This is a genomic window from Methanoregula sp. (assembly GCF_003170075.1).
GTDB lineage: Archaea > Halobacteriota > Methanomicrobia > Methanomicrobiales > Methanospirillaceae > Methanoregula.
This window is the reverse complement of record NZ_PMZU01000026.1, coordinates 22,047-34,293: the sequence shown is the minus strand read 5'-3', so window position 1 is coordinate 34,293 and position 12,247 is coordinate 22,047. Positions and strand designations below refer to the sequence as shown.

The 12,247-nt window shown below is 55.0% G+C and carries 16 protein-coding genes and 2 tRNA genes; 3 read left to right on the top strand and 15 right to left on the bottom strand.

What is annotated here, in order from left to right:
- Nucleotides 1-71: 71 nt before the first annotated feature.
- A complete protein-coding gene (locus QZN75_RS02710; RefSeq protein ID WP_292424402.1) occupies nucleotides 72-1,199 on the bottom strand; it encodes a TIGR04084 family radical SAM/SPASM domain-containing protein in 1,128 nt (375 codons plus the stop codon).
- A gap of 135 nt (nucleotides 1,200-1,334) precedes the next feature.
- On the opposite strand from QZN75_RS02710, the gene QZN75_RS02705 reads away from it, so the two are divergent.
- Together QZN75_RS02705 and QZN75_RS02700 are read left to right on the top strand one after the other, a co-directional pair.
- Nucleotides 1,335-2,147 carry a methyltransferase domain-containing protein gene (locus QZN75_RS02705; RefSeq protein WP_292424399.1) on the top strand — a complete coding sequence of 271 codons (813 nt, stop codon included), beginning with the start codon at nucleotides 1,335-1,337 and terminating at the stop codon, nucleotides 2,145-2,147.
- Between the two features lie 620 nt (nucleotides 2,148-2,767).
- The gene (locus QZN75_RS02700) at nucleotides 2,768-2,983 is read left to right on the top strand and encodes a hypothetical protein (RefSeq protein ID WP_292424398.1); all 216 of its coding nucleotides are present in this window, start codon (nucleotides 2,768-2,770) and stop codon (nucleotides 2,981-2,983) included.
- Nucleotides 2,984-3,843: 860 nt separating this feature from the next.
- Here QZN75_RS02700 and QZN75_RS02695 read toward each other — a convergent pair.
- The 3 genes from QZN75_RS02695 to htpX all read right to left on the bottom strand — a co-directional run bounded on the left by QZN75_RS02695 (nucleotide 3,844) and on the right by htpX (nucleotide 4,993).
- Nucleotides 3,844-3,917: transfer RNA gene (locus QZN75_RS02695), tRNA-Val, on the bottom strand.
- A gap of 3 nt (nucleotides 3,918-3,920) precedes the next feature.
- Nucleotides 3,921-3,991, bottom strand: a tRNA-Gly gene (locus QZN75_RS02690).
- A 111-nt stretch (nucleotides 3,992-4,102) separates the two neighbouring features.
- Nucleotides 4,103-4,993, bottom strand: coding sequence for a zinc metalloprotease HtpX (gene htpX / locus QZN75_RS02685; protein ID WP_292424396.1), 891 nt, complete (start codon nucleotides 4,991-4,993; stop codon nucleotides 4,103-4,105).
- Nucleotides 4,994-5,180: 187 nt separating this feature from the next.
- On the opposite strand from htpX, the gene QZN75_RS02680 reads away from it, so the two are divergent.
- Nucleotides 5,181-5,831 carry a putative phosphothreonine lyase domain-containg protein gene (locus tag QZN75_RS02680; protein ID WP_292424394.1) on the top strand — a complete coding sequence of 217 codons (651 nt, stop codon included), beginning with the start codon at nucleotides 5,181-5,183 and terminating at the stop codon, nucleotides 5,829-5,831.
- A 51-nt stretch (nucleotides 5,832-5,882) separates the two neighbouring features.
- On the opposite strand, the gene QZN75_RS02675 is transcribed toward QZN75_RS02680, so the two are convergent.
- The 11 genes from QZN75_RS02675 to QZN75_RS02625 all read right to left on the bottom strand — a co-directional run bounded on the left by QZN75_RS02675 (nucleotide 5,883) and on the right by QZN75_RS02625 (nucleotide 12,237).
- Nucleotides 5,883-6,029: a 50S ribosomal protein L40e gene (locus QZN75_RS02675; protein WP_292424392.1), complete on the bottom strand. Its 147-nt coding sequence runs from the start codon at nucleotides 6,027-6,029 to the stop codon at nucleotides 5,883-5,885.
- 22 nt (nucleotides 6,030-6,051) lie between these two features.
- Entirely contained in the window at nucleotides 6,052-6,660 is a 609-nt protein-coding gene (gene rdgB / locus QZN75_RS02670; RefSeq protein ID WP_292424389.1) for an RdgB/HAM1 family non-canonical purine NTP pyrophosphatase, read from the bottom strand.
- Nucleotides 6,657-8,240 carry a bifunctional N(6)-L-threonylcarbamoyladenine synthase/serine/threonine protein kinase gene (locus tag QZN75_RS02665; RefSeq protein WP_292424387.1) on the bottom strand — a complete coding sequence of 528 codons (1,584 nt, stop codon included), beginning with the start codon at nucleotides 8,238-8,240 and terminating at the stop codon, nucleotides 6,657-6,659. Before QZN75_RS02665 ends, rdgB begins: the two co-directional genes overlap by 4 nt.
- Before the next feature lie 6 nt (nucleotides 8,241-8,246).
- On the bottom strand, nucleotides 8,247-8,429 hold the full coding sequence (locus tag QZN75_RS02660) for a 30S ribosomal protein S27ae (RefSeq protein ID WP_292424386.1): 183 nt from the start codon (nucleotides 8,427-8,429) through the stop codon (nucleotides 8,247-8,249).
- A gap of 2 nt (nucleotides 8,430-8,431) precedes the next feature.
- Nucleotides 8,432-8,731 carry a 30S ribosomal protein S24e gene (locus QZN75_RS02655; RefSeq protein ID WP_292424384.1) on the bottom strand — a complete coding sequence of 100 codons (300 nt, stop codon included), beginning with the start codon at nucleotides 8,729-8,731 and terminating at the stop codon, nucleotides 8,432-8,434.
- 115 nt (nucleotides 8,732-8,846) lie between these two features.
- Nucleotides 8,847-9,338, bottom strand: coding sequence for a GTP-dependent dephospho-CoA kinase family protein (locus QZN75_RS02650; protein WP_292424381.1), 492 nt, complete (start codon nucleotides 9,336-9,338; stop codon nucleotides 8,847-8,849).
- Nucleotide 9,339: 1 nt separating this feature from the next.
- Nucleotides 9,340-9,546 (bottom strand): transcription elongation factor subunit Spt4, encoded by a 207-nt coding sequence (gene spt4, locus QZN75_RS02645; protein ID WP_292424378.1) that lies wholly within the window; start codon nucleotides 9,544-9,546, stop codon nucleotides 9,340-9,342.
- The gene (locus QZN75_RS02640) at nucleotides 9,530-10,171 is read right to left on the bottom strand and encodes a DNA-directed RNA polymerase (protein ID WP_292424376.1); all 642 of its coding nucleotides are present in this window, start codon (nucleotides 10,169-10,171) and stop codon (nucleotides 9,530-9,532) included. Before QZN75_RS02640 ends, spt4 begins: the two co-directional genes overlap by 17 nt.
- A gap of 7 nt (nucleotides 10,172-10,178) precedes the next feature.
- The gene (locus tag QZN75_RS02635) at nucleotides 10,179-10,547 is read right to left on the bottom strand and encodes a PIN domain-containing protein (RefSeq protein ID WP_292424524.1); all 369 of its coding nucleotides are present in this window, start codon (nucleotides 10,545-10,547) and stop codon (nucleotides 10,179-10,181) included.
- An 8-nt stretch (nucleotides 10,548-10,555) separates the two neighbouring features.
- On the bottom strand, nucleotides 10,556-11,791 hold the full coding sequence (locus QZN75_RS02630; protein WP_292424374.1) for a translation initiation factor IF-2 subunit gamma: 1,236 nt from the start codon (nucleotides 11,789-11,791) through the stop codon (nucleotides 10,556-10,558).
- Between the two features lie 152 nt (nucleotides 11,792-11,943).
- Complete coding sequence (locus QZN75_RS02625) at nucleotides 11,944-12,237, bottom strand: DUF2098 domain-containing protein (protein ID WP_292424370.1); 294 nt, start codon at nucleotides 12,235-12,237, stop codon at nucleotides 11,944-11,946.
- Between the last annotated feature and the right edge of the window lie 10 nt (nucleotides 12,238-12,247).

The following is a 12,247-nucleotide window of genomic DNA, read 5'->3' as shown; positions in this document are numbered from 1 at the left end:
TATTCATCTTACCATCGGGTATAAATACATCTGCATAAGACCGGGCCCGTCGGCCAATCTCTCCCACGGGGTCAGGGAATGATCTCGCACCCGTTGAACTTCTCGTGGGCAAAGTCCGGAAGATGGATACGCCCGGAAGCAATCAGGGCCCGGACGCGGGGGAGTTCGTCCATGAGGGCGTCGCGCAGGTTTTCCACGGTACCGCACACGAGCTGCCGGCCGGTCTGGTTCCAGGGCTGCATGATGCTTGAGTACAGGCACCGGCCTCCGCAGAATGTACGGATGCGGCACGCCGGACACTCGCCCCCGACCGGGATCCGGGGCAGGTACTGCGGGTCCGCATCCGCGATGTGGCCAAGATAGTACTGCTTCATGCCGATCATAACCGGGCAGGGTGCGATGTGACCGTCGGTCATGATCGCGTAGTTCGCGTGCCCTGCCCCACACCGCAGGAGACTCGCCCTCCCGTACAGGAGATCTTCCATGGGATCGACAAAGGGGTACCAGCGGCGGATCTTCCCGTTCTGTTCCATGTCATCGACCCATGCCTTCACAAGTGCACGGATGCCGGGATTATACCTTTTGTCTACCCATTCTGCAAACTGGCGGTGGGAGAGATCGCGTGAGAAGTTTGCATCCATCTGCCAGTGGATGGAAGTAAACGAGTAATCCGGGTTCTCCGCGAGGTACCGGACTGCATCAACAATATCGGTGCGCTCGGTCACGGTCATCCGCGCAATCAGTTCGCCGCGATAGCCATTTGCCCGGATCTTTTTCACGTTTGCCATCACCCGGGAAAAAACACCGGCCCCCCGGTTTTCATCGGTGAGGGCTTCGCGCCCGTCCAGCGAGACAAGGATCGTGGAGAAACGGTTGACGATATCAGGGGCGAGCCGGTCGAGCAGGAGGCCGTTTGTCTGGATCATGAACCGTTGCACCGGTGCCTCGCGGACGATCCGCTCCACAAGGTCCGGCCGCATAAGCGGTTCGCCACCATAGAATGTCACGGTGGGCGAGGGGTCCCGTGCAAGGAAACGGTAGAGCAGTTCCGGATCGTAGTTCAGGTCTGGTGCGAGATCCTCATCGATCTCCACCGGCACCGCATCAGGGCCCTCCGCCTCCTCCTCCTCAAATGCCTTTGCCCGGCAGTACCGGCAGCAGAGGTTGCAGTCGTCAGTGAGGATGAGGTGGAAGTACATGGGTAAAGTCCTGTTATCATGGGAAGCGACAGACGATAAATTTGCGGGCACTCCTGTGCGGGAACTTGTTTTGATTGCAGCGTCTTCATTAATCATTCCTGTATCCAATAGATCAGATCATGGTGGCGATGCCGGATGCCGGCGCGTGATATAGTACCAGGATTCCGGTGGGATGCCGCGGATTATGCCAAAAGTTCCCCGGCACAGAAACAGTGGGCGCGGGAGCTGATCCAAAAGATTAACCTGTCCGGCCACGAGAGGGTGCTTGATATCGGGTGCGGCGATGGTACGGTGACTGCCGCAATCGCGGAGTGCGTGCCGGAAGGATCCGTCATTGGTATCGATCGTTCTCCGGGGATGATCCGGTTTGCACGTGAACAGTTCCCGCATGATGCGTATCCCAACCTGTCGTTTGCAGAAGGGGACGCTCAAAATCTCGGGTTTTCCGGGGAATTTGATATCGTCTTTTCAAATGCCGCACTCCACTGGGTGTACGATCAGGGCCCGGTTCTTACCGGGATCGCCCGGGCACTCCGTGGCGGCGGGCGGATGATTGTCCAGATGGGCGGAAAAGGCAACGCAGCACAGGTCTTTATCGCTCTTGATGCCCTGCTTGCGGATCCTGGCTGGGGCCAGTACTTTTGTGGCTTTTCCTTTCGCTACGGGTTCTTCTCACCATCAGAGTATCAACCCTGGCTCGAAACGGCCGGCCTTCTTCCGGTCCGGGTCGAGCTGATCCCAAAAGAGATGGTGTATCCGGCCCGCGACGGGTTCTGCGGCTGGCTCCGTACTACCTGGCTCCCGTACCTGGAACGGGTACCGGAGGCCCGGCGGGGAGAATTTGTCGATGCCCTTGCCGATCGGCTCCTTGCTGTATGCCCCCTTGGCCCGGATGGCGCCGTTCATGTGAAGATGATGCGGCTCGAAGTCGAGGCGAAAAAACACTGATCGTTGCACGGTAGATGTCGCAACGTGTAAGCAGTCTTCCTGTAATTCTTTCTTATTGCCGCGGGGGAGTATTTTACACCGGATGCCGGAACCCTGGAACGCGACGACCTCGACGCCCTGATCGATGAGCGCGTTTGTTACACTTTATCATATGCAGCAAAACACCCGGCGTTTTACCGGCAGTGGTTCAAAAAGAACAACATCCATCCCGAAGAGATCCGGACGCAGGAGGACCTGCCGAGCCACCCCATTATCTTCGGGAAGATTATACGGGTGAACCCACCGCCCGCGGTCCCGGTATTGGGGATTTTAAGTACTGACATCCAGCCTCATGTACCGCCGGTGATTTTGGGCAGGCAGGGCGGTGCGCTGGCATGTTTTTTCGCCAGGCAGAACCTCCGATGGTGTAATGGTTAATGCGCCCGTATTCGGGCAGATTCGCGCAAACTGGGCAATAATATCTCGTTTTTAATCGGGGGTAATTGTGTGGCACAATACCGAAAATACCAGTGAAAATATGGCCAAATTTGTTATTTCGACGTGCTTTCGACGGAAACCTTTTATATTATCAGGCGTCAACTCTCATTATCAAAACCCAAACGGGGTTTTGAGGTGTTTAAATGGGACAGAAAATTGGAAAGGAAAAAATCCAGCGCGAAAAGGGATTCCTGTACTTCATTGGGAAGGACGGGTATGTCTGGGCAGCCCCGATGAAGCACAACAAGACCGGCAAGAAGAAGAAAGTCGGTACTGAAAAGATTGCCAAGGAAAAGGGCTACATGTATTACATTGGCAAAGACGGGTTCGTCGCAAAAGCCAAGATGAAAAACGCATAATCCAAAAATCTTTTTGTTCATTGCAGTCCGCTGCGGTACCGGAGCAATCCGGTACTGCCTGACTGCACATAGTTTTCTCTCCTGACGGGATCGTTTCTCTCACGATAGCCGATCATCTGAACCTGTGAGGGGGGCATTATGTGGGAAAAGAGTATCCGCAAGATCTGGTTGTGGCTATAGTGCGGACAACTATGTGCCAGACATTCCTAGGTCACCGCTTTATTTTCATTTACCCCGGGGTCTTTCCTCACAGTGTACATTTCTACTTGTGCAATGCCCGTGCAATCTATTGTGAAATCCGAGGTCTATATTTATACCCCCTTGTTTCCACTGGAAAGCCACAGAATTCAGGATGATTGGAGCAGATCCGGATAAAATTTCGGGAAAAATTTCGCGGGCTCACAGGACACCTGCGTCTGATCTGATGATATGCAGGAGTGGGAACAGGAAATAGCGCCCTTCGCTTGACCCGGTGAGGCTCATATCCGCATTTTTCTCTCGTGACCCTGGATAAGATCATAAAAAACAGGCTCTGAAAAAACCCTGATTTTTTGTACAAATTGCGAAAGCACATAGTGACGGAGGGGACAGTACCAGTCCCCCCAAACCGACCCTGTACGGTGCGATGAACGTCGCCGCCCCCGAAGGGACGCCCCCGCGGCGGATTAATACCATAATATCAATAAAATCTCACTTGCCCCGCCCTGCCTCGGAGAGGCCCTGATGCGGGGAACTCTCGCACATTTTTTATTAATTTTCATGGTTCTGATGTGAAGTTTATCGATTCATGTCGGTTTCAACAGAAGCCAAAAAAACAAAAAAGAGCAGAGAACGGGTATGCAAAAAAAAGAGAATTCTGATGGGCCCGTCGTGATTCGAACACGAGATCTTCGCCGTGTGAAGGCGACGTCATAGCCAGCTAGACCACGAGCCCTCATGCATCGACCGGGAATTGAACCCGGGCTATAGGCTTGGAAGGCCTAAGTCATACCACTAGACCATCGATGCACTGCGCTCTACAATTTTGGCGGGGAGGTGTATTAATGCTTACTTATCCCGCGCTGATCCCGTATTTGAGAGAACCGGGACAGTCTTCGTAAAAAAAAAGGAAACCGGGGATTAGTATCCGCGAAGTTCGTTCTCAATTTTTTCAAGCGCTGCGATCCGTTTCTCCAGGGGCGGGTGGGTGGAGAAGAGTTCCATGATAGTGTTTCCCGAGAGTGCCGGAATAATAAAGAACGCATTTCCGGCTTCAACCTTGGCTTTTGCCTGAGGCGGGACGACCTCCATCCTGCCGCTGATCTTGCTTAAGGCAGAAATAAGCGCCTGCGGGTTTCTTGTGATGAGCGCACTGCCCCGGTCGGCGGCAAATTCGCGGTACCGGGAGAGCGCGAGCATCAGCAGCGTGCTTAGCGCATAGACAATGATCGAGACAATCCAGACAACGATCCATGCAGCCCCGTTTTCCCGGTTGTTGCCGCCGAAAAGTGCCGAGAAGAAGACGCTCTGCATGATCATCGAGGCGATCATTGCAACGAAGCTTGCCATGGTCATCGTGAGGATATCCCGGTTCTTTACATGAGAGAGTTCGTGTGCAAGCACGGCTTCGAGTTCGTCTTTAGTCAGAAGGCGCATGATTGAATCGGTGCAGCAAACCACCGCATGCTTGGGGCTTCTTCCCGTAGCGAATGCATTGGGTACCGGGCTCTGCATGATCGCGATCTTCGGCATCGGCAGATCGGCCTCATGGCATAGTTTTTCGACAGTGCGGTGAAGAGCCGGTTCTTCGTCTTCGGAAATAATTCGTGCATGCGTGCTCCAGAGCACCAGCTTGTCCGAGAAGAAGTACTGGATAAAAGCCATTACCACTGCCAAACCGATGATCAGCACGATACTGGCCCCCGGGAAAAAGACCACCAGTACAGTCATGAACACAAGGTAGAGGATAAACAGCAAAAATCCTGTCAGCAACACTCGGCTGGTCAGACCCCAGTCTCTTTTCCATTCCATAATTAGTACCTTTTTGTTGCTGTCTCACTTAAATCATTCGAAAATGGCAGGGGTCTGCGCATAAACCGAGCCTGTTTCGCGTTCCGAATGACCCGGGGCGTTTCTCAATGCGTGGCAGGAAGTGCCCGCAAGAGTCTCTTCACCAAATCAGAAACTATTTTTCGGCAGAACACCGGACTGGTACACTATGGACGAAGTCGATTCCGAGGCTCTGGCTGATGTGGCATACGGCATCTTCGATCACCTTCTTACCAGAAGACTCCAGACGCAGGGCAAATATCTTTCCGCGCTCGTTGAAGGAGGCATTGACTTCACCGCAGACCTGACTGAGACCTTCGGGAAGCTCACCGAGGAATACCCCCAGCTTGCCGAATCGCTCCTTGCACGGTTCAGCTCGGTTGATACGATCTACCGGATGCTCTGCGGGGGGGAAGGGGTTCTTCCCTCAAAGACGACGCAGATGTACTGGATCGTGCAGGATGCACCGGGCAGCGCACCCGAGGCAATCGAGGACGAGCATGCCGGCAAGTGGCTGCTCTTCCAGGACCCCGAAGCGGCTGATGCCGCATGGAAGAAGGTGCGGGACGCAACGGTGGCGCTCGATCTGGGGATCTCGGCCAAGGTCAGTACGGCAAAGCCTAATCCTGACTCCCGGGACAGCCGCAGGGTCATTTATGTCTATACAAAGGACTGGGCAGACGAGCCGGATGTGATGCGGGTGCGCGAGAACCTCCGCGCCTTAGGGTTTGTTGACCGGATCGGGTACAAGCGCAATCTCGAGACGTTTGCCGGTGAATACGCACAGAAAGGCAAACGTGTCACGTACTATTCATCCTGATCTCTCAATTACAAAAAACCAAAAAAAGAAAAACAGTATTGAAAAATTCAATTACGCTTTTCGTTCCTTGTTTTTCGGCCGCAGGTTCTTGTACCCGCACTTGCGGCATGCGGTTGCGTGGATGGCATTGCGTGCATTGCAATGCATACATATCTTCACGTTGAGTAAACGGGCTTCGGCTTCAGGGAACTTTGCCATGGATATACACTCCTGTATGCCCTTATAACAATGTTCTTTGATCTTTTAACCGTTTCGCGTCAGCCGGTGATCGTTTCAGGCCTGCCTTTTTAACAAACCAGTCACGGAACGCCGTGAGTGCGCGTGCACGGTGGGAGATGGCGCTCTTCTCCTCAAGCGGGATCTCGGCAAGAGTCTGCCCTTGGACCTCGAAGATCGGATCATACCCGAATCCACCGGTGCCCCGGGGTGCCGTTATGATCCTGCCTTCAATTGTGCCGGTGAAGATCTCAATGCCGGTTTCATCGGCAAACGCGATCGCGGTGGTGAACCGGGCGTTGCGATCCTTGACGCCGTCCATCAGTCTGAGAATGCCGGTGTTTCCGATCGATTTGAGTACGTACGCCGCGTACGGCCCCGGAAAACCGTTGAGCGCATCGATGGAGAAGGCTGTATCGTCAACGATAAGCGGCACATGCAGGTGATGGTACGCGTACCGCGCTTTCTCCCGCGCGATCTCCGTTACGTCATCCGAGCGGAGTTCCGGGATATCGAGCGCCACATGCCTGACCTCGAGAGTTCCGCCAAAAAAAGCAGCAACCTCCTTGGCCTTGTTAGTATTGCTGGTGACGATGGTCAGGTTCCGGCTCACAGGTACCTCCCCCGGAGTTCAATCTCCTGCTCCCGGGCGAGCACCTCTTCTGCACCGGCAAACGTCTCTGCGTACCCCCGGGCAAATGCCGCGCTGAACACGCCGGCCTCTTCCGGATTGGTACTTTTGAGCGTCTGGAACATGACGTGAATGTCAACGCCCCTCTGCTCGATCTCCGAGGTGACCTGCGCCAGGCCGAAATCGATCAGCACGCATTTGCCATCACTTTCGCGCAGGATCATATTACTCGTTGTGAGATCCCCGTGCATGATGCCGGCCGTGTGCAGCCGGCCGACCATCCGTCCTGCCTCTCCGCAGTGCGCTGCCGTGAGTGACCCGGTGAGAAGCGTACCCTTTACCTCTTCCATCACGATGGAGTCATGGGTGATATCGCTCATGACGGGTGTGGGGACGCCTCCTTTGCGTGCCGTGTGGATGAGCCGGGCCTCTGCCCGGGTCCGTTCCGTGATGAGCTTTTTGTCAAGCGCCGGTGCCCTGTACCGTTTGGATACCCGCTGCTTGATCGCGTTCCCGTCCCTGAAACTGACAACAGCCTCCGCCCCCCGTTTCTGGCCGGTACTGTCATACTGCCCTCGGTCCGGCGCGTGCGTGACTTCGTGTTTCCAGGTGACCGCAACCTCATCTGAACGGAAAGACGGGTTGACCTGCGAACTTTCGATGGCAAGCGACTGGCCGCTCTCGAGCATCAGTTTTCCCGTATAGGCAATCATCGCACCGTTGTCCCCGAGATACTTTCGCTCGGGGACAAAGAACCGTGCCCCGCGTTCATCGCACATGATCCGGAGCATCTCCTGCAGCCGGGCGTTTGCCCCCACGCCGCCGACAAGGAGCACCTCATCTTTGCCGGTGAGAGAGAGCGCCCGTTCTGTCACCTCCACGCACATCGCAAACGCCGTCTCCTGCAGGCTGCAACAGACATCGGGCAGCGGTTCTTTTGCATCCTTTGCCGCAGAGACCAGTCCCGAGAATGCAAGGTCCATTCCCTTGACCGTGTAGGGAAGTTCAAAATAATTCCCGGTTTTTGCCTGCGCCTCGATCAGGGGTCCCCCGGGGTGCGGGAAATCCTTTGCACGGGCAAGCTTGTCAAGCGCGTTTCCTATGCCGATGTCCAGCGTCTCGCCAAAGATGCGGTATCGCCCGTTGAGATACCCGATCACCTGTGTATTTGCCCCGCTTGCGTACAGCACGACCGGGTCCCGGCAACCGGTTGCCCAGCACCCGATCTCCACGTGGGCAACGCAGTGGTTTACTCCGACAAGAGGGACGTCAAGGGCCAGCGCAAGCGATCGCGCTGCCGTCGCCACGGTCCGCAGGCAGGGTCCAAGCCCCGGCCCCTGCGAGAAGGCAATCCCGGTAACTTTCTCCGGATCTTCGAGAACCGAGGAGATGACTTCTTTCATCACCGACGCGTGGTGCTGTGCCGCCTCGCGCGGGTGAATGCCACCGTGGGCGGGGGAATACGGGCGGGAGCACAACGCAAGAAGATTACGGTCAAAAAGAGCAGCACTGAGGTTCCAGGCTGTCCCCTCAATGCCAAGTATCTGCCCAAATGCAGGCATCAGCGTTTATTTCTTGAATTCGGTGTATCCGCACTTTCCGCAGGCAACACGATCCTTGTGGTCGGCCATCATGACGCCGGGGCCACAGCGGGGGCAGTACTTCTTGGTGGTGGTGACCTTTTCACCCTCAACCTTGAAGAACGCACTGCGTGACGGCCCTTTTGCTGCTGCTTTCTTTGCCGCTGCCATGCTTATGCCGCTCCTTCCTCTTTGGGTTTGGGCATGCCGCGTGCTGACAGGTACGGGCGCTCGGTCTTCTTCTTTGCATCTTCAGTATCGTACACGCGTGCCTTTCCGGTGACTACCGTCTTGCCAAAATTGCTTTTCAGACTGTCAAGAACAACCTGTGGCTCTTTTGTATTGAGCAATGCGCACAGTTTGCCGATGATCTGCATGCGGGAAGGTGTAGCACCATCGTATGTGAGAGTAAACTGAATCTCTCTCCGTGATAAAAGTTCATTCCTTTTATCGCTCTCGATTTTAAAGTCCATCGATATCCTGTAATTATTGGAAACCGTGTTATTTAAAACCAGAACCCTGCTTTTAGAAAAGAACAGAATCCGTCTCAAAAATCAAAAAAGGGGAAAATATCCTGTTTTTTTAAGATTATGCGCCGACTTGGACAAACAGCCCGAGAAGTTCTTGTGCAGCGGCTTTTGCTCCGGCATCGATTGTGCGGAGCACGATCCCTTTGTGCGGCTGGCCATAGAGCACGACTGCTGCTTCCGGTGCGGCGATCACCAGTGGGATCACGGCAAGGTCTTCCTCTCCATTGACCATGATGGTAACAGGAGTATGGTTAATCGCGTAGGTAAGCGCTTTGACCAGATCATCGGTGATGGTGCCGGCCGGGTTTTCTACACGGATACATTCACCGGAGAATTCCGGCATACGGCTGCACGGTGAACGCATTGTCTGGCCGTCAACAACGGCGATTGAGGGGGTGATCCCGTTTTTCTGCAGGGTGTGGGTAACAACATCCCCCACCGTATAGACCGTACGCCCGGCAAGTTCCGGGAGCACCGTGCTGATATCCCGGTGGAGTATTCCGAAGGGGCCCTTGAAGAGTTTGCGCGACTCTTTGGGAAGCACGAGCATTTTAGCGGACCTTTAACGCATAACGTCCGGGAAGCTTGATATTCATCCGTTTTGCCACGTCGGAATTTTCCGGGTCGATGATGACAAGATAGCCCGACCAGTCATCGCTTAAATTTGCCGTTCCGCAGATCACGCAGTTCTCGCCTTCAACCACCCGGTGGCATTCCCGGCAGACTTTGCCCTGTTTTTTCTTATTCATCGGCGGCATGTTCTTTCCTCTTGCCTTTGGCCTTCACGGGCTTCTCCTTTGGGGTGCTCGTAACACCGGCGGCTGCTTTCTCTTTCTCCTTTTCGATCTCCTCTTCGAGCCAGAGCGCTGTGCCAAGGCCGGCCTGCCGCATGGTGAGCCCTATTTTGCTGTCCCGCGGCTCGCGTTCGTTTAAGGAGAGCGTTACCACGCGGACCCTGACAATATCGCCGACTCCGATGAAGCGTTTGGATTCCTGGCAGATGAGCCGGGCGTTCTTCTCATCGAAGTTGATGTACTCGTCCGAGATCTGGCTCACGTGCAGCATGGCATCGATGGGCCCAAGGCTGATAAATGCCCCGAAACTCGTGGTCTCCACAACGAGCCCCTCAATAACTTCCTGCAGGGAGAGCCGGAGTACGAGCCCCTCAAATTTCACATCGTAATACACGCCGCCGTCACCGGGTACGATCTCGCCCTCACCGACGTCTTCAACTTTTGTGACAGCAATAAAGATCCCGAGTTCCTTATCTATACTCCCTTCGAGCTGCTCCTGAAGGACATCCAGAAGGACTTTTTCCAGTTTTTCGCCAAGCCGGGTGGGGGGCACCCTGACTTTGTCTTCCAGCATCATCTTGTAATACATAACCCGCCTACCTACGCAATATCTCAAGTTTTTTCTGTTTTCTCATGGATATAACCCCGATACCCTGTTCGAGCAACGCATCCCTGACCCGGCGATCGTTGGTCACCACCAGGCCATCGTTTTCTGTGGCCCAGGCGATAACCTGATCATCCACCGGAATGGATGAACCAGTGCTTTCCGCAACCGTGCACTGCCCCGCTAGCGCAAGGCCAAGCCGGGCCGCGGCGCCATCATTACCTTTTGCCCGGGACAGCCCGGCCAGTTCCTGCACCACGCCGGGAAGCACTACCGGTTCAAAACTGCCGAGCAGTTCAGAGATCTCACTGAAGAGATCGATCTTAAACTGTGCCGGCATCATGAGCGCGTTAGCGTCCAGCAGGACTCTTACTCGCTGAGAACACCCATCCCGATTAACCGCCAGCGTGCTCCCACCTGCCGGCTGATAGCGATCCGGGCACCCTGCTCTGCGCAGACCGGACGTTTCAGCTGCACTTCGACTGCTTCTTTCTTGGTGCTTGTGACCACACCCACCGTGACCGCGGTGCCGACAGAAAGCATGAGCGGTTCGTTGTATTTTAAGGGTTCGATGATAAGTTCGCTTGTTGCTCCTACGACCCGCTCCATCAGGGTGACCTGACACTTGATCTTATCCCATACCGGGGGTAGTTTACCGACATGGCCGACGACCTGACCGGCCAACGCGTCGCTTTTGGTGAGCGCCGGGTCAAGTTTCGTACCGACACCGAGAAGCCCGCCCGGTGTCGCCTCTTTTACGGTATCTGTGCCGGCGTTGATAGAGGTAATCTCTGTGGTGATCGGTATCCACTTGATCCGGTTCTCGACCTGCGTCTGCCTGCCGGGCCGGATCTCAATAGCGTCGCCTTCGCGGAGGATGCCCCGGATAAGAGACCCTCCGACCACGCCGCCTTTTACCTCTTTCCAGTTGCAGCCGGGTTTGTTAATGTCAAAAGAACGGGCAACAAGCATCACCGGTTCGGCGGCAGGATCGCGGACCGGCTCGGGGATAGTCTGGTCCAGTGCCTGCACCAGCGCTCCCATATTGATGCCTTTCTGGGCTGAGACCGGAATGATGGGTGCATTCTCTGCTATGGTTCCTTTTACGAAGGCTTTGATCTGCTGGTAATTGTCCATTGCCTCTTTCTGGGAGACAACATCAATCTTGTTCTGGACGATCACGATCTTCCTGATGCCGACAAGCCCCAGTGCCATGAGGTGCTCCTTTGTTTGCGGTTGTGGGCATTTCTCTGTGGTGGAGATGACAAGCATCGCCCCGTCCATCAGTGCCGAGCCGGAGAGCATCGTCGCCATCAGGGTCTCGTGCCCGGGTGCATCCACAAAAGAGACGGACCGGAACGGTGTTCCGGTCCCGCCGCAGACCGGGCAGACCGGCTTTGTCGAGTATGCGTCCGGGCCTTCGCAATGTCCGCACTTATAGAAAGTTGCATCCGCGTAGCCCAGCCGGATGGAAATACCACGCCGCACCTCTTCACTGTGCCGGTCCGTCCAGGTACCGGTGAGCGCATTAACGAGCGTGGTTTTCCCATGGTCCACATGGCCCACCACCCCGATATTAACACTGGGTATTGTCACATCATGCAAATGAAATCGAACCTCCTTATCGTATATCTAATAGGAATACTTATACATAACCTGTAACGGCCGGTTTTTACCGGTTCCACGGTTTTTTACTTGAATCTGATTATGCAAAAGAAAAAAGTTCCCGGGTGGGGATAATGAAATCCCGGGATTGGTTATCCCCCACCTTCGCAGCTCTGGTCGATATTTTTCAAGGCATCCTGGAGTTCACTTCCTGCAGCGAATTCCCGTTCACGCCGGATCACCTCTTTTGCATCCTCCTCAATGGTGGTGGCTGAACGTTTTGCGTGTTCTGCCTGGATCAACTGGTCGGTACGATAGAGAAGGTGCGTGCTGTCCAGTTCGGCAAACTGGTTTCCCGCCACCTGCTCAAGCCGGACCACGGCACCGGTGGTTCCGGTACGGGGATACCTCACCCGCATGCCAAGTGCGATCTCTTCAGCGAGCATACATGAAAAT

What these genes read in the sequence shown, in the direction of transcription:
- QZN75_RS02640 (WP_292424376.1), bottom strand. Translation starts at nt 10,171, where the DNA reads ATGTATTACAAGATGATGCTGGAAGACAAAGTCAGGGTGCCCCCCACC.
- QZN75_RS02665 (WP_292424387.1), bottom strand. Translation starts at nt 8,240, where the DNA reads ATGCCTGCATTTGGGCAGATACTTGGCATTGAGGGGACAGCCTGGAAC.
- QZN75_RS02660 (WP_292424386.1), bottom strand. Translation starts at nt 8,429, where the DNA reads ATGGCAGCGGCAAAGAAAGCAGCAGCAAAAGGGCCGTCACGCAGTGCG.
- QZN75_RS02680 (WP_292424394.1), top strand. Translation starts at nt 5,181, where the DNA reads ATGGACGAAGTCGATTCCGAGGCTCTGGCTGATGTGGCATACGGCATC.
- QZN75_RS02710 (WP_292424402.1), bottom strand. Translation starts at nt 1,199, where the DNA reads ATGTACTTCCACCTCATCCTCACTGACGACTGCAACCTCTGCTGCCGG.
- QZN75_RS02705 (WP_292424399.1), top strand. Translation starts at nt 1,335, where the DNA reads ATGCCGGCGCGTGATATAGTACCAGGATTCCGGTGGGATGCCGCGGAT.
- QZN75_RS02650 (WP_292424381.1), bottom strand. Translation starts at nt 9,338, where the DNA reads ATGCTCGTGCTTCCCAAAGAGTCGCGCAAACTCTTCAAGGGCCCCTTC.
- QZN75_RS02625 (WP_292424370.1), bottom strand. Translation starts at nt 12,237, where the DNA reads ATGCTCGCTGAAGAGATCGCACTTGGCATGCGGGTGAGGTATCCCCGT.
- htpX (WP_292424396.1), bottom strand. Translation starts at nt 4,993, where the DNA reads ATGGAATGGAAAAGAGACTGGGGTCTGACCAGCCGAGTGTTGCTGACA.
- QZN75_RS02655 (WP_292424384.1), bottom strand. Translation starts at nt 8,731, where the DNA reads ATGGACTTTAAAATCGAGAGCGATAAAAGGAATGAACTTTTATCACGG.
- QZN75_RS02700 (WP_292424398.1), top strand. Translation starts at nt 2,768, where the DNA reads ATGGGACAGAAAATTGGAAAGGAAAAAATCCAGCGCGAAAAGGGATTC.
- QZN75_RS02675 (WP_292424392.1), bottom strand. Translation starts at nt 6,029, where the DNA reads ATGGCAAAGTTCCCTGAAGCCGAAGCCCGTTTACTCAACGTGAAGATA.
- spt4 (WP_292424378.1), bottom strand. Translation starts at nt 9,546, where the DNA reads ATGCCGCCGATGAATAAGAAAAAACAGGGCAAAGTCTGCCGGGAATGC.